This is a genomic window from Mesorhizobium sp. RCC_202 (genome assembly GCF_041355295.1).
GTDB lineage: Bacteria > Pseudomonadota > Alphaproteobacteria > Rhizobiales > Rhizobiaceae > Mesorhizobium.
This window is the reverse complement of sequence record NZ_JBFUPO010000010.1, coordinates 57,289-70,405: the sequence shown is the minus strand read 5'-3', so window position 1 is coordinate 70,405 and position 13,117 is coordinate 57,289. Positions and strand designations below refer to the sequence as shown.

The following is a 13,117-nucleotide window of genomic DNA, read 5'->3' as shown; positions in this document are numbered from 1 at the left end:
TCGCAAGCTGACGGTCGCACAAATGTCAACAAGGCACGATTGCCGACCCGGCCTGCGACTGCTATGCGCCTGACGGGCGGGACGAATGGATAGACGGCGTACGAACGAGAATGACGAGGCGACGGCCAAGGAGCGGCCGACGCTGAAGACGCTTGCCTTCATGACTGGGCTTGGCGTCACCACCGTGTCGCGCGCGCTCAAGGACGCGCCGGAGATCGGCGCCGAGACCAGGCGGCGGGTCCAGCTCGTCGCCAAGCAGATCGGCTACCGGCCGAACCGCGCCGGCGTGCGTCTGAGGACCGGCAAGACCAACGTCATCTCGCTTGTGCTGAACACCGAGCATGAGCTGATGAGCTTCGTGTCGGACATCATCTATGGCGTCACCGCGATGATCGCCGACACGCCCTACCATTTGATCGTCACGCCCTATTCGCGTTCGCAGGATCCGATGGACCCCGTACGCTACCTCGTCGAGACGGGTTCGGCTGACGGCATCATCATCTCGCGCACCCAGCCCAACGATCCCCGCGCCCGTTACCTTTTGGAGCGCGGCGTTCCCTTCGCCACGCACGGCCGCACGGACATGGGGCTGGTGCACCCGTATCATGACTTCGACAATTACGCCTTCGCCAACGAAGCCGTGCGCTATCTGGCCGCCACCGGTCGGCGACGGCTCGCTCTGCTGGCGCCGCCCATCGGGCTGACCTATCACGGCCACACCGTCAATGGATTCACCGACGCGCTGAGCGAGGTAGGCGCCAGCGAGGTGGCGTTCAACACGGTCACCATCGACCATTCGATCGAGCAGATCAGGATGCGCACCGCCCAGTTGATGCGGCGCAGCGACCGGCCGGACGGCTTTGTCAGCAGCGCCGCCGCCTCGACGCTCGCCATCGTGGCCGGCATCGAGGATGCCGGGCTGAAGCTCGGCCGCGATGTCGATGTGGTGTCGAAACAGTCGTCGGAATTGCTGCATCTGTTCCGGCGCGAACTGCTGGTCGTCAATGAGAGCTTCCGCCTGGCCGGCTCCGAGCTTGCCCGCGCGGTGCTGGGCTGGATCGGCGGCGCGGAGCCCGGCTCGCTGCAGTCGCTGAGCAAGCCGGGCGAGGTTCTGCCTTATCGGGGCTAAAGCAATTCCAGGAAAAGTGTGAGCGGTTTTCCGTCCGGAATTGCCTAAAACAAAGAGTTAGAGCGCTTCGCCGTCCGTGAAACGGTGAAACGCTCTAGTGACCCGCGCCGCTGCCCCATGGGCCGTGAAACGCCCCCTGCTCGCCGATCCGTTCGAAGCCGTGCGCGCCGAAGAAATCGCGTTGCGCCTGGATCAGGTTCGAGGTGCCGCGACCCTGCCGGTAGCTGTCGAAATAAGCGAGCGCGGAGGACAGCGCCGGCACCGGCGAGCCGGCCTCGGACGCCCGTGCCACGATGCGCCTGAGCGACGGATGCGCTTCCTTCATCATCGCGATGAAGGCCGGCGCCATCAAAAGATTGGTCGCAGCGCTGCCCGCGCCGAAAGCTTCCGCCATCGTGTCGAGCATCTGCGAGCGGATGATGCAGCCGGCGCGCCAGATCTTGGCGATGGTCGGCATCGGCAGGTTCCAGTTGAACTCCTTCGAGGCGCCGCTCATCACCGCAAAACCCTGCGCATAAGCCGCGATCTTGCCGGCGAGCAGCGCCAGCTCCAGGTCTTTCAGAAGTGCCGCCTTGTCGCCGGAGATCTTGGTCACGCCGATATTGCCATAGGCTTTTTCCGCCGCCTGGCGCTCGTCCTTGATCGATGACAGCACACGTGCCGCCACCGCCGCCTCGATCGCGGTGGCCGGAATGCCGAGCTGCTGCGCCTCGATGACCGACCATTTGCCGGTGCCCTTCTGGCCGGCGCGGTCGAGGATGATGTCGACCACCGGCTTGCCGGTCTTCGGATCGTCGGCGGCCAGAACCTTGGCGGTGATCTCGATCAGATACGAATCGAGCCGGCCCTTGTTCCAGGTTTCAAAAACGGTGCCGATTTCCTTCGGCCCCAAGCCGAGGCCGTCGCGCAGGATGCCGTAGATCTCGGCAATCATCTGCATGTCGGCATATTCGATGCCGTTGTGGATGGTCTTGACGAAATGGCCGGCGCCGTCGGTGCCGAGCCAGGCAGCGCATGGCTCGTCCTTGAACTTGGCCGAGATCGCGGTCAGCACTTTTTCGACGCGCTTCCAGCTATCTTCCCTGCCGCCGACCATGATCGACGGTCCATGCCGCGCACCCTCCTCGCCGCCCGAGACGCCCATGCCGATGAAGGTCAGGCCCGAGCCGGAGAGCTCCGAGAAGCGGCGCATCGTGTCGCGGAAATTGGCGTTGCCGGCATCGATGACGATATCGTTGTTGGACAGCACGCCGCGCAGCGACGCGATCTGCTCGTCCACCGGCGCACCCGCCAGCACCATGATGATGATCGGCCTGGGCGGCCGGATCGCCTCGGCGAGCTCCTCCAGGCTGTAGCAGGGCACGACCATGTCCTTCAGCGAGCCCGCGCTTTCCAGAAAGGCATCCGTGCGTGCCTTGGTGCGGTTGAAGACGGCGATGCGGTGGCCATGCTCGGCGATGTTGAGCGCCAGATTGGAACCCATCGTGCCAAGCCCGATCAGGCCGATTTCGGCTTTTTCCATCGTTTCTTCCCTGCTTTCGGATCTTTTGTTGAAGGCGGCATCCTAGAGAATGCCTTTCGCAGATGAATGACGGGCTGAGGCGGCGGCGTCAACCGTCTCGCCGAATTGTGTCAGGCCTGATTGCCTATTCGGCCCTGATCTCTATAGGCGCTTCGATCTTGACCAGTTCGAAGTCGGAAACGAGGATGTCGAGCCGGGCGTTCCAGCGGCCCGGAATGGGAATGACGAGGTTGTCGACGCGCCAGGTGCCGTCACCTGGCTTGGTCGCCGGCCGCTTGATCGGCTCGATGCCGGAATCCGGCTTCGACAGCACCAACGTGACCTCTTTGGCGTCGAGCGGCCCGAAATCGCCGGTCATGATCATAATCGAGGCAGCCGTCTGCCCGGCATGTCCGGGCGTGATGCTGAGATCAGCCATCGCCTTCAGCGTATGGATATGGATCGACACCGGCTGCGCGGCGGCGATCGCCAGCGCGCGTGGCGGCGGCGTGAAACGCCAGCCGGCGGCGACGCCGAAGATGGCGAGCACGATCACCACCTCGATGCGGATGGAGCGCGCCAGCCGCCGCTGCACTTCGGTGTCACCCGCTTCGGCGGGCGCGGTCAGCGTCCAGCGGTTGACGGCGGCGAGTGTGAACAGGAACAGAAGCAACGCCAGCTTCACCAGCAGCAGGCGGCCATAGGCGGTGTCGATCAGCGCCGCCGGCCGCTGCACCTGGATGATGGCCAGCACGATGCCGCTTGCGGCAAGGACAGCCACGACCGGCAGGATCGCGCGCGAGAAGCGGCGCAGGAACGCCTGCGCATCCGCCGGCTCGCGCCGCAGCGCAAGGCCGAGCGGCATCAGCGCGCCGGCCCAGAAGGCGATGGTCGTGCCGTGCAGGAAGACCAGCGGCCGCGTCAGCCATTGCGGTTCGGCGGCACTTGCATGGCCGCTTGCGGCAAGGGCGACGCCTACGCCGGCGAGCCCGGCCAGCGCGAAGAGCCTTGCAAAGGCGCGCGGCAGCTGCAGCGAAAGCAGCGCCAGGCCAAGCGCGATAAGAGCGATCAGCACGGTCCCGCCGAAGCTCGTTTCGATCGCCGTCTTCCAGACCGCGGGTTCGCTGAACCGGACGAGCGGCGCGCCCAAAGCATCCAGCCCTTGCAGGCCGAGCGACACCGGCGCCGCGACAAGGCCAAGCAAGGTCGCGGCGGTGACGGATCGCAGGCCGCAGCGCCGGTCGCCAGCAAGCCAGGCAAGCGCGAAGGCGCCGCCGGCGCCGAGGAAGAGGCCGGCGTAGAGCAGCAGCTTGCCGATCCAGATCGCGGTCCGCAGCGACCAGTCGACGGCTTGGCCGACAACAGGCGCGGCACTGGGAGCGCCGATGGAGAACAGCGCCGAGCCGCCGACCGGATGGCCGTCGACCGACACCACGCGCCAGCTCAGCACATGGGTGCCGGATTTGAGCGTTTCGGGATTGTCGATCTTGACGGTCTGGTCGTTGAGCCGGAAAGAGGTCAGCGGCAGTTGCGAACCGTCCGGCCGCACAAGGGTCAGCACCAGCGGCGAGACCGGCTCACTGAAGGTGAGCGAGAATTGTTTCGGGCTTTGCGCCAGCACCGCGCCGTCGGCCGGATCGGTGGCGACGAGCGCCGCATGCGCGAAGGCGTGGCCCGGCAGGACCAGCATGGCGACCAGCACCAAAGCAGCCAGCACGCCACCGATGAGGCGGCGTGAGCCGCCTGTGAAAGCGGTCGATGTCAGGGATGTTGCGTTCATACCGTCATCACGAGAGGGTGGTGGTGCGCCCGGAAACGCACCACCAGGAAATCATTTCTTCGGCAGCAATTTCATACCGGGCGCCGGATTTTCCAGCGCGTCCTCATCCTGGCCTGCCGCCGGGATTTCGATCCAACGCGTGGCGGCGGCATCGCCGCATTCCTGCACCACCGGGAAATAGAGCATCTGGCCCGCCGGCAGATCGGCTGCCAGCGAGGCGCGGAACACGAACTCGTCATAGAATTCGTCGGGCAAATTGCCGCCGCTCCAATCCACTTCCTTGACGCCGGAGGTCAGCGTCTCGCCATAGAGCTGGTAAGACTTCTCGTATTTGCCCTTCTTGGTCTGCAGCGTCCAGCCGGGTTTGGGCATCGGCTTGACCGAAATCACGCCTTCCGGGATCTGCACCCTGACCGCGGTGGTCGCCTTGCCCTCGCAGCCATGCGGCACGCGAAAGATTGCCTTGTAGGTCGAGCCTACCGGCGCTTCCTGCGTTTCCAGGGTGATGTGAGCCAGCGCGGCGTTCGTTCCGAGCGCCAGCAGCGCGCCCACGGCAATGAAATATGTTTTCATGAATTGTCCCTCTGATTTCCAAGCGGTCAGCGATTACTCGGCGTGATCCATGTCCATGTCGCCGGTTTCGCCCATGCCTTCGACGGCGAACTCGACCTTGACGCTGCCGGCCTTCTCGAAGGTCAGCGTCGCGGGGAATTTCTCGCCTTGCTTGGGCTGCCGCCTCAGGCCGGTGAACATCAGATGATAGGCCCCGGGCTTCAGCGCGACCTTGCCGCCGGCCGGGATTTCCAGCCCGCCAGAGACCGGCCGCATCGTCATGACGCCGTCCTTGACGCCCATCTCATGCAGTTCGGCCTTGTCGGAGATGTCGGATGAGATCGACAGCAGCCGGTCGGGCGCGCTGCCCTTGTTGACCACGGTGAAATAGCCGCCGGCGACCTTGGCTCCGGGAGGCGTTGCGCGCGACCAGGGATGCTCGATCTCGAGGTCCCCGACCTTGAATTCATGCGCGAAAACGCCGGGAACGCAAGCAAGCAGAAGAACGAGGACGAGGACGGCAAACCCGAGACGTTGGAACTCGAGCGTCGGCGCGCGGCGAACGGCGAAGGCTCGCGCCTTGGGAAGAAGATTGGACATGGTTGCTCCATGAATATGGGATCGCGCCGCAATGCGGCCGCGAACGGTCTGATCATAGGATGGACAGGACCGCGAAAGGTTCCGCGGGTCAGGCCGCCGCCGGCGGCGCGCGCGGGTTGGCCGGAGAACGGTCGCGGGCGAAATCCAGATGGCGAAAGGCCGGAAGCGGGAAGGCGACCGTCTCAACAATCCGGATGCTGGCGAGCGCGGCTGCCTGCGGTGGCGGCAGCTGCGCCGAAAACACCATGCTGCAGCCAAGCGAGCAGCAGGCCGGCATATGCTGCTGGTGCGGATCGCCGCCGGGGAGTTTTACGGCCCCGTCATGCGTGCAGATGACATTGCCGAAGGCGTCGAGTTGCGACGGCGCGCCAAAGGCGAAGGCGCCGAGCGACGACTGGAGCAACAGAAGCAGCGCCGCGACAAGCGCGGCCGGCATGCTCCATCGTCTCAGCCGTGTCTTCAACGGACAGCCTCTCCCGAAATCCGATCAACCCTAGCATGGGCGATGCGGCCGGGAAATCGGCAAAACCGCGCTGCGGCAACGCGGCGCGATGCACATTTCTGAGCGACATGCGTTAGGGCTGTTGAGATTCAGGTCAGGCCGAGCCGAGAACGGTGGTTTCCGAGAACCGGAGCGGAGCGTACTCAAAGTACGTGAGCACCGGAAGCGCAGGAAGCCGCCGTTCGCAGGCCGGCATCACCTGAATCTCAACAGACCCTAGGCAGGCTGCGCCTGCCGCCCTTCAGGGATAGAGCTCAACAGCGTCTGCCGCGCCGATTTCAGGTGCTTGCGGCAGGCGACGTCGACCTTGCTCGGATCGCGCGATTTCAGCGCCCCGATATAGGCCAGATGCTCCTGGATCGCGACTTCGTTGCGCTGGCGCTCCTGCGCCTTGTTCCACTGATAGTGGTAGTGGAAGATCATCGCGATCACATCATAGAAGTCGACGATGAAGCGGTTGTGCGAGGCGCGGTGGATCAGCCTGTGGAAGCGCTCGTCGAGCTCGGAGAATTCGTTGAAACGCGTGGCGATCTCGTCGGCGAGCTGGCGGTGCTCCTCTTCCAGCCTGTCGAGATCGGCCCAGACCGCGCTCTCCTGCGGCAGCGCGACAAACGCCGCCGCCGAGCGCAATTCGAATATCTCGCGGATCTCGGTCAGCTCGAGCGCGAAGGCGCGGGTGAACCCTTTCAGCACCCAATGGCTGTTGCGCCGCTTCTCGATCAGCCCGAAGCGCGAGAAGCGGATCAGGAATTCGCGCACGCTGGTGGTGCCGACGCCGATCTCGCGTGCCAGCTCCAGCTCGTTGATCTGCATGCCGGCCTCCGCGCCTCCGGCCAGAAGGCGGCGCATGAAGGAGCGCTCGATGATCTCGGCCAGCGAATCGGTTTCCTCCTCGGGGAAGAAATCCCCTGGGCGCGGCGCCCGCAGCACTGTCTTGTTGCGCTTGTTCCAGTCGATCAGCCCGGTCTCTTCCATGCGTGCCAGGATGCTGCGCACCGTTGTGCGGCTGACGCCGAGCAGCGCGCCGAGCTCGGGCTCCGACGGCAGGCCTTTGGATTCATCGAGCAGCCTAAGGCAGCGATTGAAGGCGTCCTTGTAGACGTTGTTGCTCTTCGACATTACCTGCCCCGTTGCCTCGTCGGCGCTTGCGGTGGCCGGCTTGAGGCGCGATGATGTTGCGTTCCTAACTCAAGCGCCTGAAAACAGGAACGGTTTTCGCCGGCTTACCGAATGGGCACCCACGCGTCCGAAGGGGACGAACGCTGCCCCGTGATGAAAAAACAATTGACGCAAAAATGTTTTTTCACGATAAAAGACATTATCCCCATATGGGCGTAAGTCAATCCGCCCGCACTCCCAGGATCACCCAGGACAGTCGCCCGTGACCATTGCCAACATCATCCTTCTCGCACCATCGGACAACGTCGCCGTCGCCAACGGCCGCATCGAGATCGGCACGGCCTTGCCAGGCGGCGCCTCGGCGGTCGCGGTGATCGAGCCGGGCCACAAGGTGGCGATCAAACCGATCGCCGCCGGCGAGGCTGTGGTGAAATACGCGCAGGCGATCGGCCGCGCCACCCAGGACATCGCGCCTGGCGAGCATGTCCATTCGCACAATCTGGTTTTCGAGGCCGGCCGTCTGCCGGTGGTGCCACCGAGCGAGGCCGAGCACGCCACCGAGGCCGACCGCAAGCGCACCTTCATGGGTTACCGCCGCGCCGACGGCCGCGCCGGCACGCGCAACTTCATCGGCATCGTCGCCAGCGTCAACTGCTCGGCCACCGTCTGCCATTCCATCGCCGACACCGCCAACCGGACCTTGCTGCCGAAATATCCCGGCATCGACGGTTTTGTGCCGATCGTCCATGGCCAGGGCTGCGGCATGAGCGCCACCGGCGACGGCATGATGGTGCTGCACCGCACGCTGGCCGGCTATGCGCGCCACCCGAACTTCGGCGGCGTGCTGATGGTGGGCCTGGGCTGCGAGGTCAACCAGCTCACCCTCTACGGCCAGAAAGGCGTCGCCGCCGGCAAGCGTCACTTCAACATCCAGGAAGCCGGCGGCTCGCGCAAATCGGTCGAGAAGGCGATGGGGGTGCTGGCCGAGATCGCCGAGGAAGTCGGCCGATTGCAGCGCGAACCGATCCCGGTCTCGGAGATCGTCGTCGGCCTGCAATGCGGCGGCTCGGACGGCATGTCCGGTATCACCGCCAATCCCGCACTTGGCGCCGCGGTCGACATCCTGGCCGATTGCGGCGGCATCGGCATTTTGTCGGAGACCACGGAAATCTATGGCGCCGAGCACCTGCTCGCCTACCGCGCCGCCTCGCCGGAAATCGCCAAGAAGCTCGATGGCTATGTGAAGTGGTGGGAGGAACATGTCGCCAAGCACGGCGCCTCGATCGACAACAACCCCTCGCCCGGCAACAAGCGCGGCGGCCTGACCACGATCCTGGAGAAGTCGCTGGGCGCCGTCGCCAAGGGCGGCCAGACGCCGCTCAATGGCGTCTTCGGCTATGCCGAGAAGGTCTCCGGCAGCGGCCTGGTGTTCATGGACACGCCTGGATACGACCCGGTCTCGGCCACCGGTCAGGTGGCGGGCGGCGCCAATGTCATCGTCTTCACCACTGGACGCGGTTCCTGCTTCGGCTGCCGGCCGACACCGTCGATCAAGGTCGCGACCAACTCGACCATGTATCACCAGATGGAAGAGGACATGGACGTCAATTGCGGCGTCATCGCTTCGGGCGGGAAGACCATCGCCGGCATGGGTCGCGAGATCTTCGAACTGATCATCGAGACCGCATCCGGCCGCAAGACCAAGAGCGAGGCGTTCGGCTATGGCGACAATGAGTTCGTGCCTTGGCATCTCGGCGCGACGCTCTGATCTGGCAGACTTCGCGGGACGCGATCGCCCTTCACGATCGTGCTATTTCGCGAAGGAATGAATATTCCATCTTGACAGAATAATGGAACCAATGTTCCATATCTGAAAGGAGGAACGGAAGCGCCGCGTGCTGCCAGGGGAGGAACCGGCAAGGCTACCCCTAGCCAAGGCCAGGCATCACACAAACGGCACCAGACGCCGCTTGCATCGACCATGACGATGCACTATCAAAATGCGGCATCTGTTTTTTATTGATAAAGTTCTGTTTGGGCCGCGCCTATCCAGACGGAGCTTCCGAACCTTCACCAGGCGACCTTAGGGAGGAACCTAATGAACTTCGTGACCAGCCTTCTCAACCGCCGTGCCTTCGTGGCTCTGGCCGCCGCTTCTATGCTTGCCGGCGTGATGCACACCGCACCCGCCTCGGCCGCCGACGTGACCATCCCGATCATCGTCAAGGACACCACGTCCTTCTACTGGCAGATCGTGCTGGCCGGCGCCCGCAAGGCCGGCAAGGATCTCGGCGTCAACGTGCCGGAGCTCGGCGCCCAGGCCGAAACCGATGTCAACGGCCAGATCTCGATCCTTGAAAACGCCGTCGCCGGCAATCCGGCGGCCGTCGTCATCTCGCCGACAGAGTTCAAGGCGCTCGGCAAGCCGATCGATGAGGCCGCGTCCAAGGTCAAGGTCATCGGCATCGACTCCGGCGCCGACTCCAAGGCCTTCACCTCCTTCCTGACCACCGACAACGTCCAGGGCGGCCGCGTTGCCGCTGACGGTCTCGCCGCCGCGATCGGCGCCGCCAATGGCGGCAAGGTCGAAGGCAAGGTTGCGCTGATCACAGCCCTTCCCGGCGCCGGCTCGCTCGAGCAGCGCGCGCAAGGCTTCAAGGAACAGCTCAAGGCCAAGTATCCGGGCCTCGAACTGGTTGCCGACAAGTACGCCGACGGTCAGGCGACCACCGGCCTTAACATCGCGACCGACCTGATCACCGCCAATCCGGACCTCAAGGGCATCTTCGCCTCGAACCTGATCATGGCGCAGGGCGTCGGCCAGGCGATCGCCGAGAACAAGCTCGGCGGCAAGGTGGCGCTGATTGGCTTCGACAGCGACGAGAAGCTGATCAAGTTCCTCAATGACGGCGTCATCTCCGGCCTCGTCGTCCAGGATCCGTACCGGATGGGCTATGACGGCATCAAGACCGCGCTCGCCGCCTCCAAGGGCGAGAAGGTCGAAGCCAATGTCGACACCGGCGCCAATCTCGTCACCAAGGACAATATGAAGGATCCGAAGATCGACGCTCTGCTCAACCCGAAGCTCAACTGAGCAACGTCGGTTGCCATGGTTTCCGGGGCTTCACCGCCCCGGAAACATCCAGGGGCGGGGCGCCTTTGAATTCCGCTGGCCTGTCTTAGCTTCCCATGAAGAAGCGCGCTTGAAGACGCATCGCTGCATGCCCGAGCAATTCCAGGAAAAGTGTCAGCGGTTTTCCGTCTGGAATTGCGGGAGAACAAAAAAGATAGAACGGATCGCCGTTTCCGTGAAACGGTGAAACGCTCTATCAGACCAATCTGGGAGGGTTGTCATGACGACGACGGCGCAGGACCTGCACCCGGCCCCCACGCTGGCGCCGGGCAGGACGATCCTCGAACTCAACGGCCTGGAAAAGCGCTATCCCGGCACGCACGCGCTGAAGCCGGTGCACCTCGCCTTCAAGGCGGGCGAAATTCACGCCATCGTCGGCGAGAACGGCGCCGGCAAATCGACGCTGATCAAGCTGTTGACCGGTGTCATGCCGCGCACCTCCGGCGAGGTGATCTGGGAAGGCAAGCCGACGGCCTTGGCCACGCCGCATGAGGCGATGGCGCTCGGCATCAATGCCGTCCACCAGGAAGTGGTGCTCTGCCGGCACCTCACCGTTGCCGCCAACATGTTCCTCGGCGAGGAGGAGTCGCGTTTCGGCATCCTGCAGCAACGCGCCATGGTCAGGGACGCGCAGAAAATCATCGACGGCCTCGGCTTCGACCTGCCGGCGCATGTCGTGCTCGGCGACCTCACCATCGGCCAGCAGCAACTGATCGCCGCTGCACGCGCCACCGTGCGCGGCACCAAATTCCTGATCTTCGACGAGCCGACCGCCTATCTCACCCGCAAGGAAGCCGACCAGCTGTTCAAGCTGATCCGCAGGCTGAAGGGCGAAGGCGTCACGATCATTTATATCAGCCACCGCATGGAAGAGGTGTTCGAGCTCGCCGACCGTGTCTCTGTGCTGCGCGACGGCACGCTTGTCGGGACCAGGAACATCAGCGAGACCAACGATGCCGAGCTGGTCAAGATGATGATCAACCGCTCGATCGAGCAGATCTACCACAAGGAGCATTTCACCCCCGGCGCCACTATCGTCGAGGCGCGGAATCTCTCCGGAAAGGGCTTCGAGAACGTTTCGCTGACTGTCCGCGCCGGCGAGATCGTCGGCCTCTACGGCCTGATCGGCGCCGGCCGCAGCGAGTTCGTCACAACGCTCTATGGCCGCCACAAGAAATCGGCCGGCCAGATCCTGTGGCAAGGCAAGCCGGTCCAGGTCAACTCCGAACATGACGCGATCAAGCTCGGCATGGCGCTGGCGCCCGAAAGCCGCCGCGACCAGGGCCTGTGTCTCAACCTGTCGGTCGGCATGAATCTCAACCTGCCGATCTACAAGCGCATTTCCAGCAACATGCTGATCTCGGGCGCCAAGGAGAAGACCGAGGCCGATCGCCAGATCGCCGATCTCAGGATCAAGACGCCGACGCGCAGCGCGCTCGCCTCCAGCCTGTCGGGCGGCAACCAGCAGAAGATCGTCATCGGCAAATGGCTGGCGCATGGCGCCAAACTGTTCATCTTCGACGAGCCGACGGTGGGCGTCGATGTCGGCACCAAGGCCGAAATCTACCGCCTGTTTTCGACGCTTTTGTCCAAAGGCGCCGGCATCATCCTGATCTCGTCCTATCTGCCCGAGGTCTACGAGCTCGCCGATACGCTGCATGTGTTCCGCCGCGGCAAGCTGGTGGCGACACACGGTTTCCGCACCGCCGATCACGAGGAAATTCTCACACAGGCGCTTGCCGAGAAACAAGAAAAGCTGGGAGGAAAGACATGAGCACCGAGGCGATAGCGGCCGAAAAACCCAAGCGCAATTACAACGCCCTGTTCGGGTTGACGCTGCTGGCGCTGCTGGTGTTGCTCTGGATCATCCTGTCGCTGGCGACATCGAGCTTCGCCTCGGCCAACAACATCTCGAACCTTCTGCGTCAGGGTTCGATGATCGCGATCCTCGCGGTTGGCCAGACCTTCGTCATCATCACCGGCGGCATCGATCTGTCCGTCGGTGCCGTGGTGGGTTTTGCCACCGTCATTGCCGCGATGCTGATCAATGCCGGCATACCGGTTTTCCTCGCCATCCTGATCACGCTGCTGGTCGGCGTCGCCATCGGCATGTTCCACGGCTTCGGCATCGTCAAGATGGGCCTGCCGCCGTTCATCATCACGCTGGCAACGCTGACCTCGCTGCGCGGCATCGGCCTTTTGATGACCAACGGCAATTCGATCTCCATCAACAACGATGCCTTCCAGGAGTTCTCGCGCAATTCCTTCCTCGGCATCCCCAATTTGTTCTGGATGGTGATCCTGGTCGGCATTCCGGCCTACATCTTCCTGCATCACAGCCGCTGGGGCCGCTACCTTTTTTCGGTCGGCTCCAACGCCGAAGCCTCGCGCCTGTCCGGCGTCAATGTCCAGCGCACCATCTACATGGCCTATACGCTGTCGGGTCTGTGCGCGGCCTTCGTCGGCGTGCTCCTGGCCTCGCGCATCGGTATCGGCAACCCGACCCAGGCCGAGGGCTGGGAATTGCAGGCGATCGCGTCCTCGGTGATCGGCGGCACTTCGCTGTTCGGTGCGGTCGGCTCGGTGCACGGTCCCCTGCTCGGCGCCTTCATTCTCGCCACCATCAACAACGGCGCCAACCTGCTCAACGTCAACGCTTTCTGGCAGCGCGTCATCACCGGCCTGTTGATCATCGTCATCGTCTACTTCGACGGCCTGCGCCGCCGCGGCAAATGAATCCTCCCTGAAAACTCCCGCGCCGGCCTCGCACGCTCGAGGTCGGCGCTCTTTTTGCTTTGGAT

General features: G+C 63.9%; 11 protein-coding genes. 5 read left to right on the top strand and 6 right to left on the bottom strand.

What is annotated here, in order from left to right; genetic code table 11:
- Positions 1-85: 85 nt before the first annotated feature.
- A complete protein-coding gene (locus AB6802_RS22350; protein ID WP_371012349.1) occupies positions 86-1,129 on the top strand; it encodes a LacI family transcriptional regulator in 1,044 nt (347 codons plus the stop codon).
- A 94-nt stretch (positions 1,130-1,223) separates the two neighbouring features.
- On the opposite strand, the gene gndA is transcribed toward AB6802_RS22350, so the two are convergent.
- From gndA to AB6802_RS22320, 6 genes are all read right to left on the bottom strand, one after another.
- Positions 1,224-2,651: an NADP-dependent phosphogluconate dehydrogenase gene (gene gndA, locus AB6802_RS22345; RefSeq protein WP_371012348.1), complete on the bottom strand. Its 1,428-nt coding sequence runs from the start codon at positions 2,649-2,651 to the stop codon at positions 1,224-1,226.
- Between the two features lie 124 nt (positions 2,652-2,775).
- A complete protein-coding gene (locus tag AB6802_RS22340; RefSeq protein ID WP_371012347.1) occupies positions 2,776-4,410 on the bottom strand; it encodes a copper resistance CopC/CopD family protein in 1,635 nt (544 codons plus the stop codon).
- Positions 4,411-4,461: 51 nt separating this feature from the next.
- Positions 4,462-4,983 carry a YcnI family protein gene (locus AB6802_RS22335; RefSeq protein ID WP_371012346.1) on the bottom strand — a complete coding sequence of 174 codons (522 nt, stop codon included), beginning with the start codon at positions 4,981-4,983 and terminating at the stop codon, positions 4,462-4,464.
- 33 nt (positions 4,984-5,016) lie between these two features.
- The gene (locus AB6802_RS22330) at positions 5,017-5,562 is read right to left on the bottom strand and encodes a copper chaperone PCu(A)C (protein ID WP_371012345.1); all 546 of its coding nucleotides are present in this window, start codon (positions 5,560-5,562) and stop codon (positions 5,017-5,019) included.
- 88 nt (positions 5,563-5,650) lie between these two features.
- The gene (locus tag AB6802_RS22325; protein ID WP_371012344.1) at positions 5,651-5,998 is read right to left on the bottom strand and encodes a DUF2946 family protein; all 348 of its coding nucleotides are present in this window, start codon (positions 5,996-5,998) and stop codon (positions 5,651-5,653) included.
- A 282-nt stretch (positions 5,999-6,280) separates the two neighbouring features.
- A complete protein-coding gene (locus tag AB6802_RS22320) occupies positions 6,281-7,183 on the bottom strand; it encodes an FCD domain-containing protein (protein WP_371012343.1) in 903 nt (300 codons plus the stop codon).
- Between the two features lie 262 nt (positions 7,184-7,445).
- Here AB6802_RS22320 and AB6802_RS22315 point away from each other — a divergent pair, with 262 nt between their 5' ends.
- From AB6802_RS22315 to AB6802_RS22300, 4 genes are all read left to right on the top strand, one after another.
- Positions 7,446-8,951 (top strand): UxaA family hydrolase, encoded by a 1,506-nt coding sequence (locus tag AB6802_RS22315; RefSeq protein ID WP_371012342.1) that lies wholly within the window; start codon positions 7,446-7,448, stop codon positions 8,949-8,951.
- Between the two features lie 330 nt (positions 8,952-9,281).
- Positions 9,282-10,277 (top strand): ABC transporter substrate-binding protein, encoded by a 996-nt coding sequence (locus AB6802_RS22310; RefSeq protein ID WP_371012341.1) that lies wholly within the window; start codon positions 9,282-9,284, stop codon positions 10,275-10,277.
- Between the two features lie 259 nt (positions 10,278-10,536).
- Positions 10,537-12,090 carry a sugar ABC transporter ATP-binding protein gene (locus AB6802_RS22305; RefSeq protein WP_371012339.1) on the top strand — a complete coding sequence of 518 codons (1,554 nt, stop codon included), beginning with the start codon at positions 10,537-10,539 and terminating at the stop codon, positions 12,088-12,090.
- A complete protein-coding gene (locus tag AB6802_RS22300; protein WP_371012338.1) occupies positions 12,087-13,052 on the top strand; it encodes an ABC transporter permease in 966 nt (321 codons plus the stop codon). The genes AB6802_RS22305 and AB6802_RS22300 overlap by 4 nt, the downstream gene beginning before the upstream one ends.
- Positions 13,053-13,117 lie beyond the last annotated feature (65 nt).

Coding starts and splice junctions, on each gene's coding strand:
- AB6802_RS22350 (WP_371012349.1), top strand. CDS start 86: ATGGATAGACGGCGTACGAACGAGAATGACGAGGCGACGGCCAAGGAG.
- gndA (WP_371012348.1), bottom strand. CDS start 2,651: ATGGAAAAAGCCGAAATCGGCCTGATCGGGCTTGGCACGATGGGTTCC.
- AB6802_RS22340 (WP_371012347.1), bottom strand. CDS start 4,410: ATGAACGCAACATCCCTGACATCGACCGCTTTCACAGGCGGCTCACGC.
- AB6802_RS22335 (WP_371012346.1), bottom strand. CDS start 4,983: ATGAAAACATATTTCATTGCCGTGGGCGCGCTGCTGGCGCTCGGAACG.
- AB6802_RS22330 (WP_371012345.1), bottom strand. CDS start 5,562: ATGTCCAATCTTCTTCCCAAGGCGCGAGCCTTCGCCGTTCGCCGCGCG.
- AB6802_RS22325 (WP_371012344.1), bottom strand. CDS start 5,998: ATGCCGGCCGCGCTTGTCGCGGCGCTGCTTCTGTTGCTCCAGTCGTCG.
- AB6802_RS22320 (WP_371012343.1), bottom strand. CDS start 7,183: ATGTCGAAGAGCAACAACGTCTACAAGGACGCCTTCAATCGCTGCCTT.
- AB6802_RS22310 (WP_371012341.1), top strand. CDS start 9,282: ATGAACTTCGTGACCAGCCTTCTCAACCGCCGTGCCTTCGTGGCTCTG.
- AB6802_RS22305 (WP_371012339.1), top strand. CDS start 10,537: ATGACGACGACGGCGCAGGACCTGCACCCGGCCCCCACGCTGGCGCCG.
- AB6802_RS22300 (WP_371012338.1), top strand. CDS start 12,087: ATGAGCACCGAGGCGATAGCGGCCGAAAAACCCAAGCGCAATTACAAC.